This window comes from Pseudomonas sp. 2822-15 (assembly GCF_002742515.1).
GTDB lineage: Bacteria > Pseudomonadota > Gammaproteobacteria > Pseudomonadales > Pseudomonadaceae > Aquipseudomonas > Aquipseudomonas salomonii.
Genome location: NZ_LJRY01000178.1, coordinates 90,051 through 103,705, shown reverse-complemented (window position 1 = coordinate 103,705; position 13,655 = coordinate 90,051). Strand labels below are relative to the sequence as shown.

The window sequence follows — 13,655 nt, the reverse complement described above, 5'->3', positions numbered from 1 at the left end:
CTGACAGGCCGCTATCGCAGGCAAGCCAGCTCCCACATTGAACCGTATTTCAATTTGAGATCGGCCATAAAAAAGCCCGGCTCAAGAGCCGGGCTTTTCAGTCACGCAACTGCAATCAAGCGCCGTACACCGGCAGCTTTTTGCAGATGGCCTTGACCTTCTCACGGACCGCGTCGATCACGGCTTCGTTGGAAAGGTCTGCCAGGATGTCGCAGATCCAGCCGGCCAGTTCTTTGCACTCTGCTTCTTTAAAGCCACGAGTGGTCACAGCCGGGGTGCCGAAGCGCAGGCCGGAGGTGACGAACGGCGAACGCGGGTCGTTCGGCACGGAGTTTTTGTTCACGGTGATGAAGGCTTTGCCCAGTGCGGCGTCAGCATCTTTACCGGAAATGTCCTGCTTGATCAGCGATAGCAGGAACAGGTGGTTTTCAGTACCGCCGGACACCACGTCAAAGCCGCGCTCGATAAACACGCTGGCCATGGTCTGGGCGTTCTTCACCACTTGTTGCTGGTAAGTCTTGAACTCAGGCTGCAGGGCTTCTTTGAAGCAGATCGCTTTGGCAGCGATGACGTGCTCCAGCGGGCCGCCCTGGGCGCCTGGGAATACTGCGGAGTTGAGCTTCTTCTCGATCTCGGCGTTGGCGCGCGCCAGGATCAGGCCGCCACGTGGACCACGCAGGGTCTTGTGGGTGGTGGTGGTCACCACGTCAGCGAATGGCACCGGGTTCGGGTAGACGCCAGCGGCGACCAGACCGGCTACGTGAGCCATGTCCACGAACAGGTAGGCGCCAACCTTGTCGGCGATAGCGCGAAAGCGCGGGAAGTCGAGGATCTGCGAGTAGGCAGAGAAACCGGCCACGATCATTTTTGGCTTGTGCTCAACCGCCAGACGCTCGACTTCGTCGTAGTCGATCAGGCCGTTGGCATCGATACCGTATTGAACGGCGTTGTACAGCTTGCCGGAGGAGGAAACGCTGGCGCCGTGGGTCAGGTGACCGCCGTGGGCCAGGCTCATGCCCAGGATGGTGTCGCCGCCTTGCAGCAGGGCCAGGTACACGGCGCTGTTGGCTTGGGAGCCGGCGTGCGGCTGAACGTTGGCGTAATCGGCGCCGAACAGTTCCTTGGCACGGTCGATAGCCAGCTGCTCAACCACGTCGACGTACTCGCAACCACCGTAGTAGCGCTTGCCAGGGTAGCCTTCGGCGTATTTGTTGGTCAGAACCGAACCTTGAGCCTCCATCACCGCAGGGCTGGTGTAGTTTTCCGAAGCGATCAGCTCAATGTGCTCTTCCTGGCGCACGGCTTCTTGCTCCATGGCGGCGAAGAGATCGGCGTCGTACTTGGCAATAGTCAAATCACGGCTGAACATGGCGGTCCTCAAGGATCGGGGGCAGAAAAGGAGGGCATTCTAACCCAATGGGTTTTAGATGGCATATGAAAGGACATCATGTCGCGGACAAGTGGGGCTCACTTTAGCCACCGATCGTTCCCACGCTCTGCGTGGGAATGCCGCCCTGGACGCTCTGCGTCCACTGTGGAGGTCAGTCGAACATGAACAGCGCGTCGTTACTGAACTGTGCCTCAAACCGATTTGCCGGCATCGGCCGCCCAAACAGATAACCCTGCACCTCGTCGCAACCGTGCTCACGCAGGAAATCCAGCTGCTCATGGGTTTCCACGCCCTCGGCGATCACCGCCAGGTTGAGGCTGTGGGCCATGGCGATAATTGCGCGGGCAATTTGCGCGTCCTGCTCGCCGGACGGCAGGCCGTCGACAAAGGTGCGGTCGATCTTCAACACATCGATGGGGAATTGCTTGAGGTAGTTGAGCGACGAATAACCGGTGCCGAAGTCGTCCACCGCAATGCTCAGGCCGAGGTTTTTCAGGCTGGCAAGGATCTGCATGGCCTCGTTGACTTCGCGCATCAGGATACTTTCGGTCAGCTCCAGCTCCAGGCACGCCGGCGGCAGGCCGGTGTCCTTGAGAATGGTGGCGATACGCTCGCCCAACTGCCCATCGGAGAACTGCCGTGCCGAGATGTTCACCGAGACTTTCGGCACGCGCACCTTGTTCTGGTGCCAGGTCTTGAGCTGGCGGCAAGCCTCAGAGATCACCCAGTCGCCCACGTCCACCACCAGCCCCAACTCTTCCAGCACCGGAATGAAATCCCCCGGCGGCACCAGCCCACGGCGCGGGTGACGCCAGCGCAGCAGGGCTTCGGCGCCGGTCAGGCGCTTGCCGTCGCCGCTGAACTGCGGTTGGTAATACAGCACGAATTCGTTCTGTTCCAGGGCATGGCGCAGGTCGCTTTCCAACTCCAGACGCTCCAGGGCGCTGGCGTTCATGTCGGCCTGATAGAACTGGAAGTTGTTCTTGCCGCGCTCCTTGGCGTGGTACATCGCCGTGTCGGCGTTTTTCATCAACTGGCTCAGCTCGTTGCCGTCCTGCGGGCTTAAGGCGATACCGATACTGGCGGTCACAAAGAACTCGCGGCCCTCCAGCACAAACGGCTTCACCAGGCTCGCCAGGATCTGTTCGGCCACGCTTATTGCGCGGTTCAGCGCCATCTCGCGGCTCACCCGTGGTTGCAGCAGCAGGGTGAACTCGTCACCGCCCATGCGCGCCACGGTGTCGTCTTCGGCCACGCAGCCCAGCAGGCGGGTGGCCATTTCCTTAAGCATGCGGTCGCCGGCGGCGTGCCCCAAGGAGTCGTTGATCGGTTTGAAACGGTCGAGGTCGAGGAACATCAGCACCACCCACGACTTTTGCCGTTCGGCCGACTGCAACGCGGTGTGCAGGCGGTCCTGGAACAGCGTGCGGTTGGGCAGGTGGGTCAGGGCGTCGTAATACGCCAGGCGGTGAATGCGCTGTTCGCTGGCCTTGCGCTCGCTGATATCGCTGAAGAAACACACGTAGCTGGCCAGGTCACCTTCATCGTCGAACACGGCGGTAATGCCGACCCAGGCCGGGTAATGCTCGCCATTGCGACGCTTGAGCCACACTTCACCTTCCCAGGTGCTGTGCTGGTGCAACTGCTTGAGCACGTAACGCAGGTGGGCTTCCTGCTGTTCGTCGACGGTGAGCATGTTCGGCAACTGGTCGAGCACATCCGCCACGGCATAGCCGCTGACGCGGCTGAACGCCTCGTTGGCTTGCACGATATAACCGGCCGGGTCGGTGATCAGGATCGCTGAGGTTGAGTGCTCGAATACCGTGGCCGCCATGCGCAGGTCTTTTTCGGCGCGGCGTTGCTGGCTGATGTCACGGCCCACACCAAGGATGCCTTCGAACGCGCCGTGTTCATCCCACACCAGCACCAGGCGCATCTCGATCGGTACCTTGCGGCCATCGGCGCGCAGGCAGTCGAACAGGAACAGCTGGGTATGCACTTGATCGCGCAGCGTATTCAGCGCGGCGGCGTCGCCCAGGGCACGGCTGACCTGTTCCATCAGGCTGTAAATGCCGGCCAGTTGCTGCGGGTTGGCGATGATCGACTGCCAGCCGTTCTTGAACACCCAGTCCACGTCATAACCCAGCACGGCGTTGACCGACGGGCTGACGTAGTTGAGGGCCAACTGGCTGTCGGTGGAGCAGATCACGTCACTGATGCTTTCGGCCAGCATGCGGTAGCGCTGCTCGCTGTCGCGCAGGGATTCGCTGGCTTCAATCTGGTCGGTGATGTCCTTGGCCACGCCGATGATGCGCGTGACCACCGCGGTTTTGTCGCGGGCCAGGGCCTGCTCGCGGATATCAAAGCGCCGCCACTGGTTATTGCGATGACGAAAGCGCAACTGGCACTGCAACTGCGTGGTGTAACCGACCTCACGTTGGCGTTGGCGCAAGTCGTGGTAGTACTCGGCATCTTCGGGGTGCAGCAGGATTTCCCAGAAGTACTCGCCCATTTGTTGCAGTTCGGCCTTGTTGTAGCCGAGGGTGTGGCCCAAATGGTGGTTGCTGAAAATCATGCGCTGGCTGATTACGTCCTGCACATACAGGTGATCCGGCACGGTGCGCACCACGTCCGACCAGAAACTCTCACGCTCCACCAGCGACAGCTCGATCAGTTTGCGGCTGGTGATATCGTTGATGCTGAGGATCACGGCCTTGAAGTCGTCCTGCTGCTCCGGCAGGCGCATCACCAGCCACAGGTATTGATCGTTACCGGCGACGTCATTGAGCTGGATTTCCAGCTCCAGCTGCTTTTGCTGGGTCAGCACCGCCTCAAGCACTTGATAGCCGATGGCGGTGGCATTGCGTGGGCAATCATCGATCAGGCGTTCCCAGGCTTCCTCGCATGAACCAACATTCAACAGGCGCACGGCCACCTGGTTGACTTCGGTAATGCGCAATTCCCTGAGCAATTGCTGACGTTCTGCGGCGTTATTGTGCAGCCAGGCCTGCAATTGCTCGCGAGTCTGCTCCCGGGTTTTGTCAAAAAACGCCTTGAGCCCCGACAGGTCCAGCACACACAGGGCCACGCCGGTGCCTTCGAAAATATCCTGGTAACGCCGGCGGCCCTCATGCACCTGGCGCTGGCGGCGGCGCATGTTCAGCAGCACGATCAGCGGGATCAGCGAGAACGCCAGGCCCAGCAGGCATTTACCGATAAACGCCGGCAGCAGTTGTTGCAGCACCGCACTGCGGTCGAACAGGCCGCGCAATTGCCAGTCGCTTTTGCTCAGGGGCGTGACCAGTACGCTTTTGCTCAATTCATCCGGCGTCAGCGCCGAGGCCCACTGTGCGGGCATGCCATTGTCACGGCTGACCACGCGATGGTTCAGGCGGTTCTCGATGGCCCACATCGGGCGCTGGCCCTGGTTGTCCTGGCGGGTGAGGTTGCTCAGGTAGTTGGGCGCCAGGCGCAAGGCCCAGTACATTTTCGAGCCGCCACTGGGCTGCTGCAGCAACAGATAGATCAGGGTGCCGTCGGCGTTGTTGCTCAGGTAATAAGGTTGCGAGTGGCTGCGCTGCACCAGTTCTTCGAGCCAGGCGCGGTCCTGGCTGTCTTTGGCGCTGTCACTGATCAGCGCGCCGCTGGGGGCGAGCAGGGCGACACTGCGCAGTTCCGGCAGCGAACGTTGCAAGGTACGCATCAAGGCCTGTTGCTGTTCGTCGTTGCGCGGCGGCTCGACCATCGGCAGCAGGTTCAGGGCGATTTTCGCGCTCAGGGCCATGTTCAGGCTGATCTGTTCAGCCAGGTCGGCGCTGTAGTCGATGGTGTATTGCTGCTGGTTTTTCTGGTTTTGCTGCAGCTGGTCCAGCAGTTGCCAGAACAATAGCGCCAGAAGCATCAGCACCAGCGTCGCCAACGCGCCTTTAAAAGTGCCGTGCAGGGGCGCGCCCGGCGCTATATGAGCGGCGCGCAAGGGCGTGGGCGGAGTGACTTTGGACAAGCTGTGATCCTGCGGTTTGGCTGGACTGGCGCGCGACGTGCACTATAAGCCGGACGCCCGGAGGGCGGCTAGCATGCCTTGCCTTGTGGCAAAGTGCCAGCCCCGCCTGGCTGGACTGCCCAAGCGCATTCAGGTAGCTTTGCCGGTTACGCGGGGGCGTTCCAGCCCCAGACATTCAGGCTTTTTCCGCTCGCAGGCATTGATGATAGTCAACGGCCCGCGCCGCGCATGGCCTGCACGGGCTTCGCCCGCTTAATTCATCAGTCACTGACGCTAGGTTCACCATGGCTCAATACGTCTTCACCATGCATCGGCTGGGAAAAGTTGTTCCGCCGAAGCGGGAAATCCTGAAAAACATTTCGCTGTCCTTCTTCCCCGGCGCCAAGATCGGCGTGCTCGGCCTCAACGGTTCGGGTAAGTCCACGCTGCTGAAAATCATGGCCGGCGTCGACACCGAGTTCGAAGGCGAAGCCCGCCCGATGCCCGAACTGAACATCGGCTACCTGCCGCAAGAGCCGATCCTGGACCCGACCAAGACCGTGCGTGAAGTGGTCGAAGAAGCGGTGGCCGTGATCAAGAACGCCCAGGCCCGCCTGGACGAGGTGTACGCCGCCTACGCCGAAGAAGATGCCGACTTCGACAAACTGGCCGCCGAACAGGCCAAGCTCGAAGCCATCCTGCAGGCTGGCGACGGCCACAACCTGGAACGCCAGCTGGAAGTCGCTGCCGACGCGCTGCGTTTGCCTGCGTGGGACGCCAAGGTCGAATTCCTCTCCGGCGGTGAAAAACGCCGTGTGGCCCTGTGCCGCCTGCTGCTGTCGGCTCCCGACATGCTGCTGCTCGACGAACCGACCAACCACTTGGACGCCGATTCCGTCGCCTGGCTGGAGCACTTCCTGCACGACTTCCCGGGCACCGTGGTAGCGATCACGCACGACCGTTACTTCCTCGACAACGTCGCCGGCTGGATCCTCGAGCTCGACCGTGGCGCCGGTATCCCTTACGAGGGTAACTACTCCGGTTGGCTGGAAGCCAAGTCCGACCGTCTGGCGGCCGAATCCAAGCAACAATCGGCCCACGAAAAAGCCATGAAGGAAGAGCTGGAGTGGGTGCGCAAAGGCGCCAAGGCCCGCCAGTCCAAATCCAAGGCACGTCTGCAACGCTTTGAAGAAATGCAGTCGCAGGAATTCCAGAAGCGCAGCGAAACCAACGAGATCTACATCCCGGCCGGCCCGCGCCTGGGTGACAAGGTCATCGAATTCAAGAACGTCTGCAAAGGCTACGGCGACCGCGTGCTGATCGACAACCTGTCGTTCTCCATGCCAAAAGGCGCGATCGTCGGCGTTATCGGGGGTAACGGTGCGGGTAAATCCACACTGTTCCGCATGCTGATGGGCAAGGAAACTCCGGATTCGGGCAGCATCGAAATCGGTGAAACCGTGCAGCTGGCCTGTGTGGACCAGAGCCGCGAAGACCTCGACGGCAGCAAAACGGTATTCCAGCAAGTCTCCGAGGGTTCGGACCAGATCCGCATCGGCAACTATGAGATCCCGTCGCGCACCTACGTCGGCCGTTTCAACTTCAAGGGCGGCGACCAGCAGAAGTTCGTCAAGGACCTGTCCGGTGGTGAGCGCGGTCGCTTGCACCTGGCCCTCACCTTGAAAGAAGGCGGCAACGTGTTGCTGCTCGACGAACCGTCCAACGACCTCGACGTTGAAACCCTGCGCTCCCTGGAAGAAGCCCTGCTGGACTTCCCGGGCGCCGCCATTGTGATCTCTCACGATCGGTGGTTCCTGGACCGCGTCGCGACGCACATCCTGGCCTACGAAGATGACTCCCAAGCGGTGTTCTTCGAAGGTAACTACACCGAGTACGAAGCGGACCGTAAGAAGCGTTTGGGCGATGCTGCTGCCCAGCCGCACCGTGTACGGCACAAAAAACTGGCCTGAGTTGGGCTGGTTTGAAAGAGCGGAGCCTTCGGGCTCCGCTTTTTTTTGCGTGGGTTTCAGGAAGACCGCGGTGGATTCATCGCAGGCAAGCCAGCTCCCACCCTCGACCGCATTACAAATTGGAAACCCGATCAAATGTGGGAGCTGGCTTGCCTGCGATAGCGGTTTACCTGTTGGTGCATTTGCTGATTTTAAATCCCCTTAATGGTGCAAAAAATCACAGTAATTTATATATAAAGCACCATTTAAATTCACAAAGGCGACATTTTGCGCTTTTCAGGTGCAACATGAATTGCTAAGGTCCGGCTCAATCTCATTTAAAAACAATCAATTTGCCGAGACTTCTCCATGATCGAATCTGTCGAATCCTTCCTTTCGCGCCTCAAGAAACGCGACCCCGACCAGCCGGAGTTCCACCAGGCCGTAGAAGAAGTCCTGCGCAGCCTGTGGCCGTTTCTTGAGGCCAACGCTCACTACTTGACGTCGGGCATTCTGGAGCGCATCTGCGAGCCGGAACGCGCGATCACCTTTCGGGTGTCGTGGGTGGATGATCACGGCAAGGTTCAGGTCAATCGCGGGTTTCGCATCCAGATGAACAGCGCCATCGGCCCCTACAAAGGCGGCCTGCGCTTTCACCCGTCGGTGAACCTGGGCGTGCTCAAATTCCTCGCCTTCGAACAAACCTTCAAAAACTCCCTGACCTCGCTGCCCATGGGCGGCGGCAAAGGCGGCTCGGACTTCGACCCCAAGGGCAAGAGCGACGCCGAAGTGATGCGCTTCTGCCAGGCATTCATGAGCGAACTGTACCGCCACATCGGCGCCGACGTGGACGTGCCGGCCGGCGATATCGGTGTGGGCGCGCGTGAAATCGGCTTCCTGTTTGGCCAGTACAAACGCCTGAGCAACCAGTTCACCTCAGTACTGACCGGCAAAGGCATGGCCTACGGCGGCAGCCTGATCCGCCCTGAAGCCACCGGCTTTGGCTGCGTGTACTTCGCTGAAGAAATGCTCAAGCGCAACGGCCAGCGGGTTGAGGGCAAACGCGTGGCGGTCTCCGGCTCGGGTAATGTCGCGCAATATGCTGCGCGCAAAGTCATGGACCTGGGCGGCAAGGTGGTTTCCCTGTCCGACTCCGAAGGCACCTTGTACGCCGAAAGCGGTTTGACCGAGGAGCAATGGTCGGCGCTGTTGGAGCTTAAAAACGTGCAGCGCGGGCGGATCAGTGAATTGGCTTCTCGTTACGGGCTGGAATTTCGCGCCGGTAAAACGCCATGGGAACTGGCCTGCGACATCGCCTTGCCCTGCGCCACCCAGAACGAGCTCGACGCCGAAGCCGCCCGCACGCTGCTGCGCAACGGCTGTATCTGCGTGGCAGAAGGCGCCAACATGCCAACCACCTTGGAGGCTGTGGATATCTTTATCGAGGCGGGCATTCTGTTCGCGCCGGGCAAAGCCTCCAACGCCGGTGGCGTGGCCGTGAGTGGCCTGGAAATGTCGCAGAACGCCATGCGCCTGCTGTGGACGGCAGGCGAAGTCGACAGCAAGCTGCACAACATCATGCAGTCGATCCACCACGCCTGCGTGCACTACGGCGAAGAAAACGGCCGGGTCAACTATGTGAAGGGCGCGAACATCGCGGGCTTTGTGAAAGTCGCCGATGCGATGCTGGCCCAAGGCATCGTCTAAACCTCGGGCTCGACGCGCAGCACCTCGATCAACTGATCGCCGACGGGGCGCTTCCACAGCACCTCGTCGCCCACTTGCGCACCCAGCAATGCGCGGCCTAGCGGTGAGCCCCAGTTGATCAGGTGGGCATGGGCGTCGGCCTGGTCTTCGCCGACCAGTTGAATGCGCTGGTGTTCGTCCTGCTCGTTGGCAAAAGTCACCCAGCTGCCGATCTGCACCTTGTCGGTGGAAGTGGCCGGTGCTACCACTTGGGCGCTTTGCAAGCGCTGGTTGAAGTAGCGCAAATCGCGCTCAAGGTCCGCCAGGCGTTGTTTATCGTCCTTGGCGGATTCGAGGCTGTGTTCCTGCTGCAACTGCGCAACCTTGGCTTGCAACTGCGCCAACCCTTGCGCGGTGAGGCGGTTGGGCTGCTCACTCACTTGGCGCTCCACCGGCTGATCGGCCTGGGCGGCGGCGTTGTCTTCATTTACAAAAGCTCGGCTCATGGTGTTCTCCTTCTATGAAGGTTGGGCCATTTTCACCGCGCGATCGTTCCCACGCTCTGCGTGGGCATGCAGCCCTGGACGCTCTGCGTCCGCTCTTCAGAAAAGCGACCTATTGCGTGCGATAGGCGCGGGCGGCGTCGCGATCCTTCTCCTGCTGCCAGGCGCGTTCACGGTCATCCCAGTGGTTGTCCTTGTAGTCACGCAACTCTTCGTTCTCGCGCATGGCCTTACACTGGCGAAAGCCGTCTTCCCAGCCTTCGGCGTATTCACGGTCTTTGAGATAGCGCGGCACGTTCTTGCGGAACTCCCCACTGATCACACCAGCGGCCTGGCGACCGCTGCTGCAACCGTCGTCAAAGCCATCGGCAAAAGCCGGCGGGTAACCCTTGGCGATTAAATCCTGATGGGTGGACTGGCAACCCGACAACCACACTAGCGCACACAGCATTACCGCAGACCGCCACATGGCGTACTCCCTGGCCGCTTTACGGCTGATAGGGAAAGTCTAGTCAGGGAATTGTCGGGGAGGCGTGAAAGAGGGGTGAGAAATGTGTTGAGTTAAAGGGCCATTAACGACGAGCGCTCGTTCCCACGCTCTGCGTGGGAATGCAGCCCAGGACGCTCTGCGTCCGCTTTGAAATCGTGACGCGGAGCGTCACAGGATGCATGCCCACGCGGAGCGTGGGAACGATCTATTAAAGGGCCATTAACGACGATTCCCTTTAACTTGCAGGACGTTTCCTAGAGAATCGCTGGCCTATTACGTCATAGGATTTGAGTGTCTAGCCTCCTCGGGTCGCTGTAAAACAGCGATTGGGTTTAGCGACCCGAGAAACGTAGATACGACCTCCTCAACAATTTTGGTCGGCATTTTTGCCCGCCTTATCGTGTTATGGCGGCTGTGCGCGGGAGACCTTCGGGTCTACCGGGTTTCTAGGTTACCGGTTCGCTAACCCGCGTACAGCTGCCACCTCTCCATGTTTAGCGACATGGTGCGGCAGTTTCTACTTACTTAACCTAAGAGAAACACCATGTCTAAAGTCGTCCCCGATCCACCCCTGTCCTCAATCACCACCCTCGGCGTCGTCACCTTTGGCGACTACGGCGAAAACCAAAAGCCGCTGTTCCGCGTCAATTCCGGGATGCCCATCGAGCAAGCCCTGGAACACGCCTCCACCCTGCTGTTTTACTCAAAGAAACTCGCCATGGAAGCCGCCATGGACGTGCGCGGCGAGCAATACGCCTGGGCCGCGCATTACCTGTGTGAAATGGGCAAGGCCGTCGTCGATGACCTGACCCAAGCGATGACCCCCGCAGCCTAAAGGCTGACACTATCGCTGTGGCGATCACGCTTGTTGTGGCGAGCAGGCTTGCCCTGCGTGGGGCTGCGAAGCGGCCCCAATAAGGAGGGGGGCGGTGTATCTGGCACTCCTCGGTTGACTATTTTGGGGCTGCTGCGCAGCCCAACGCAGGGCAAGCCTGCTCGCCACAAAGGGGTTATGTCGTCTGGTAGGTCGTCAATGCGGAATGTTCAGCCAGTTCCTGCTGAATAAACGCCGCAATCATCGCGCGATACACCTGCTCAGTGACCTCAGGGTTAGCCCCCACCGCCTCGGATAACCCCCGCACCTTGGCAATCACCTGTTCAACCCGTTGCGGCGCCTTGACGCCATCGGCGTCTTTCTTAAAGCGCGCAGCCTGGGAAACGTAGTGGCCGCGCTCGGCAAGCAGGGTGACGATTTGTTGGTCGAGGCGGTCGATGTTTTCGCGGACTTGTTCAAGGGTGGTGCAGTTAACAGCCATGTTGAGGGAGCTCCTGATTTCGATGTATTTGGGATATGCAATGGCAAAATGTGGGAGCGGGCTTGCTCGCGAAAGCGGTGGGACAGTCAATACATCATTACCTGGACGACCGCTTTCGCGAGCAAGCCCGCTCCCACATTGGATCGGCGGCAGGCGCAGAACTCAAGTCAGGTGCAAAAAAGTGTGGGAGCTGGCTTGCCTGCGATGGTGGTGGGTCAGTCAATGCATCATTGCCTGAACGAGCGCTATCGCGGGCAAGCCCGCTCCCACATTGGATCTGCGGCAGGCGCAGAACTCAAGTCAGGTGCAAAAAAGTGTGGGAGCTGGCTTGCCTGCGATGGCGGTGGGTCAGTCAATGCATCATTGCCTGAACGAGCGCTATCGCGGGCAAGCCCGGCTCTCACATTGGAGCTTCGCCGGGTCTCAAAGATCAGTAGTGATACCACTTCACTTCAAGCATCACTTCATTCACCGGCGTCGATAAATGGCTGTACTCACGCTGGGCACTCAAACGCAGGCCCAGGTTGCGCGACAATTCCCACTGTTGGTTCAGGCTGATGCTGCGCCGTACTTCGCCATTGGTGAAGAAATCACCCTTGGCTTCCAGGCTCAGATTCCCCAGCGGGTTTTTCCACAGCACGCCGGTGTTGAACCCGGCAGCCGGTGAGATGGCTTCGCTGAAGTCGTTGTTATGCTCCACGCGCACGGTGCCGAGGGCGAAGCCCAGCATGTCGTCGGTGAGTTGCCAGGTGCCGCCCGCGCCGCCGTTGACGTGGGCAACCAGGGTTTCGTCGTCGTGTTTGCCAGGCACGCGCTCCAGGCCACCGGTCACTTGCCAGGACCAGGGTTGCAACAGCGCATTACGCGGGGTCAGGGAGCGGATGGTGGCCAGGTCGAGTTGCTGCAGCTGCCAGTGGTTGCCCTCGTACTGGTGCAGTTTCATTTGCAGAATTTCGATCTGCGCGCCCAGCGGGAAGCCTTCGGCGTTGTCGTTGAGGTCGTGGTAGGCCATGCGCAGGCCGTATTCGCCAAAGGTTTTGCTACCGCGGGTGCCGATGCCGGCCTGCCAGGTGCGCGATTCGTGGCCGTCTTCGGGCAGGCCCGGGCGTTCGATTTTAAGGTCGGGCGCCGGGTTCTGGTTGATCGCGCGCAGCAGTTCGAAGCTGCGTTGCGAGCGTTCGGTGTCGCGCTCCAGGCCATTGGCGCGGTAGCGGCCGAGGCGATAGGCAGCGTCGATAATCAGCGCCTGGCGTTCGCGGGGCAGGGCTTTGAAGGCCGGTTCCTGCAACTGCTTCTGGTCATCGCTGATTTTCAGCACCCATTGCTGCTCGTCGCCATCCAGTGGCTTGGCGCGTTCCAGCAACTCGCGTTCACGGGACGGGCGGTAGTCGATCTTCTCCACCAGGCCCGCTTCTTTGACGGCTTTGACGGTGTCGGTGGGGATCGCCGTGAGCGGGAATTGCTCGGTCAGGCGCAGGCTCGGGCGCGCCACTTGCAGCAGCTCCAGCAGGCGATAGGAGCAGTTTTCATCGAAGAAGAAGTAGTCGAACTGGATCTGCTTGAGCTCCCACACGTGCTCGACCATGCGCTTGGTCTCGACTTCGGTAAGGTTCAGGCGGTATTCCCACAGGTCGCGGTTCTCGAGGCTGCGGTATTCCGAGAGTTTTTCCTGGTACGGCACCAGCGCGAACAGGCCGGGGTAGCCGCCCATCAGGCCTTTCCAGGCGTAGAGGATGCTGTTGTCGGAGCCTTCGATATAGGCGCCGAAGTTGATCGCATAGCTGAGCAGCGCGGTGTTGTTGCTCTGCACGTCAGCCTGGTCGATGCGCAACAGGGTGTGGCCGAACATCGACGACGGGCTGTTGAGGTAGGCCGCCGGGAAGATCATCACCGCGCTGTGGGGCGCGACGTCCTTGAACCATTGGGTGAATTCCTTGCACTCCAGCGCGGGCAAATCGGTCAGGTTCAACTGACTCTTGAGCCAGCGGGTACGTGCGGGGTAAACGCATTGGGCGTGCTTTTCGCCGAGGCTGGCCGGGGCGTACAGCGCCTCCACGGTGGCCTGCAGTTCCTGGTCCGGATGGTGGGCGCCATCGGGGGCGAGGAAGAACTTTTTGTCGCTGACATAGCTGCGCCAGCCCTTGAGCTTCCCGGCCTCGTAATGGCCCAAAGACAGCCAGAACGGATCATTGGCCAGTTGCTGCAAACGTTGATCATCAATATGCGGCGCCGCGTACAGCGGGGCGTAGGCGAAGAGTGCCAGCCAGGCAAAGCGTTTGAGCATAAGGGCAACTTAAGTCGGAAGTAGTGAGACCCAAAGGGGAGGCGGGCCCAAAAAT

At 60.3% G+C, this 13,655-nt stretch carries 9 protein-coding genes; 3 read left to right on the top strand and 6 right to left on the bottom strand.

Annotation, left to right across the window (positions count from 1 at the left end):
* Positions 1 to 115: 115 nt before the first annotated feature.
* Together glyA and AOA59_RS09875 are read right to left on the bottom strand one after the other, a co-directional pair.
* Entirely contained in the window at positions 116 to 1,369 is a 1,254-nt protein-coding gene (gene glyA / locus AOA59_RS09880; RefSeq protein ID WP_056858229.1) for a serine hydroxymethyltransferase, read from the bottom strand.
* A 172-nt stretch (positions 1,370 to 1,541) separates the two neighbouring features.
* Positions 1,542 to 5,393 carry a bifunctional diguanylate cyclase/phosphodiesterase gene (locus AOA59_RS09875; RefSeq protein WP_099487093.1) on the bottom strand — a complete coding sequence of 1,284 codons (3,852 nt, stop codon included), beginning with the start codon at positions 5,391 to 5,393 and terminating at the stop codon, positions 1,542 to 1,544.
* Positions 5,394 to 5,677: 284 nt separating this feature from the next.
* Here AOA59_RS09875 and ettA point away from each other — a divergent pair, with 284 nt between their 5' ends.
* Both ettA and gdhA read left to right on the top strand, forming a co-directional pair.
* On the top strand, positions 5,678 to 7,342 hold the full coding sequence (gene ettA / locus AOA59_RS09870; protein WP_056858231.1) for an energy-dependent translational throttle protein EttA: 1,665 nt from the start codon (positions 5,678 to 5,680) through the stop codon (positions 7,340 to 7,342).
* 348 nt (positions 7,343 to 7,690) lie between these two features.
* Positions 7,691 to 9,028, top strand: a complete 1,338-nt coding sequence (gdhA, locus tag AOA59_RS09865) for an NADP-specific glutamate dehydrogenase (RefSeq protein WP_069786481.1) — start codon at positions 7,691 to 7,693, stop codon at positions 9,026 to 9,028.
* On the opposite strand, the gene AOA59_RS09860 is transcribed toward gdhA, so the two are convergent.
* The gene (locus AOA59_RS09860; RefSeq protein WP_099487091.1) at positions 9,025 to 9,513 is read right to left on the bottom strand and encodes a GreA/GreB family elongation factor; all 489 of its coding nucleotides are present in this window, start codon (positions 9,511 to 9,513) and stop codon (positions 9,025 to 9,027) included. The two genes, gdhA and AOA59_RS09860, sit on opposite strands and share 4 nt — an antisense overlap.
* A gap of 109 nt (positions 9,514 to 9,622) precedes the next feature.
* Positions 9,623 to 9,979 (bottom strand): hypothetical protein, encoded by a 357-nt coding sequence (locus tag AOA59_RS09855; protein WP_017139297.1) that lies wholly within the window; start codon positions 9,977 to 9,979, stop codon positions 9,623 to 9,625.
* A 565-nt stretch (positions 9,980 to 10,544) separates the two neighbouring features.
* Between AOA59_RS09855 and AOA59_RS09850 the strand changes: the two genes are divergently transcribed.
* Positions 10,545 to 10,835, top strand: coding sequence for a DUF3077 domain-containing protein (locus tag AOA59_RS09850; RefSeq protein WP_099487089.1), 291 nt, complete (start codon positions 10,545 to 10,547; stop codon positions 10,833 to 10,835).
* A gap of 175 nt (positions 10,836 to 11,010) precedes the next feature.
* Here AOA59_RS09850 and AOA59_RS09845 read toward each other — a convergent pair whose 3' ends face one another.
* Entirely contained in the window at positions 11,011 to 11,316 is a 306-nt protein-coding gene (locus tag AOA59_RS09845; RefSeq protein ID WP_099487088.1) for a chorismate mutase, read from the bottom strand.
* A gap of 430 nt (positions 11,317 to 11,746) precedes the next feature.
* Complete coding sequence (locus AOA59_RS09840; protein WP_099487086.1) at positions 11,747 to 13,600, bottom strand: DUF4105 domain-containing protein; 1,854 nt, start codon at positions 13,598 to 13,600, stop codon at positions 11,747 to 11,749.
* Positions 13,601 to 13,655 lie beyond the last annotated feature (55 nt).

Bases quoted from the DNA above. Each gene is read 5' to 3' on its own strand.
- AOA59_RS09855 (WP_017139297.1), bottom strand. From the start codon at position 9,979: ATGTGGCGGTCTGCGGTAATGCTGTGTGCGCTAGTGTGGTTGTCGGGT.
- AOA59_RS09850 (WP_099487089.1), top strand. From the start codon at position 10,545: ATGTCTAAAGTCGTCCCCGATCCACCCCTGTCCTCAATCACCACCCTC.
- glyA (WP_056858229.1), bottom strand. From the start codon at position 1,369: ATGTTCAGCCGTGATTTGACTATTGCCAAGTACGACGCCGATCTCTTC.
- gdhA (WP_069786481.1), top strand. From the start codon at position 7,691: ATGATCGAATCTGTCGAATCCTTCCTTTCGCGCCTCAAGAAACGCGAC.
- AOA59_RS09845 (WP_099487088.1), bottom strand. From the start codon at position 11,316: ATGGCTGTTAACTGCACCACCCTTGAACAAGTCCGCGAAAACATCGAC.
- AOA59_RS09840 (WP_099487086.1), bottom strand. From the start codon at position 13,600: ATGCTCAAACGCTTTGCCTGGCTGGCACTCTTCGCCTACGCCCCGCTG.
- ettA (WP_056858231.1), top strand. From the start codon at position 5,678: ATGGCTCAATACGTCTTCACCATGCATCGGCTGGGAAAAGTTGTTCCG.
- AOA59_RS09860 (WP_099487091.1), bottom strand. From the start codon at position 9,513: ATGAGCCGAGCTTTTGTAAATGAAGACAACGCCGCCGCCCAGGCCGAT.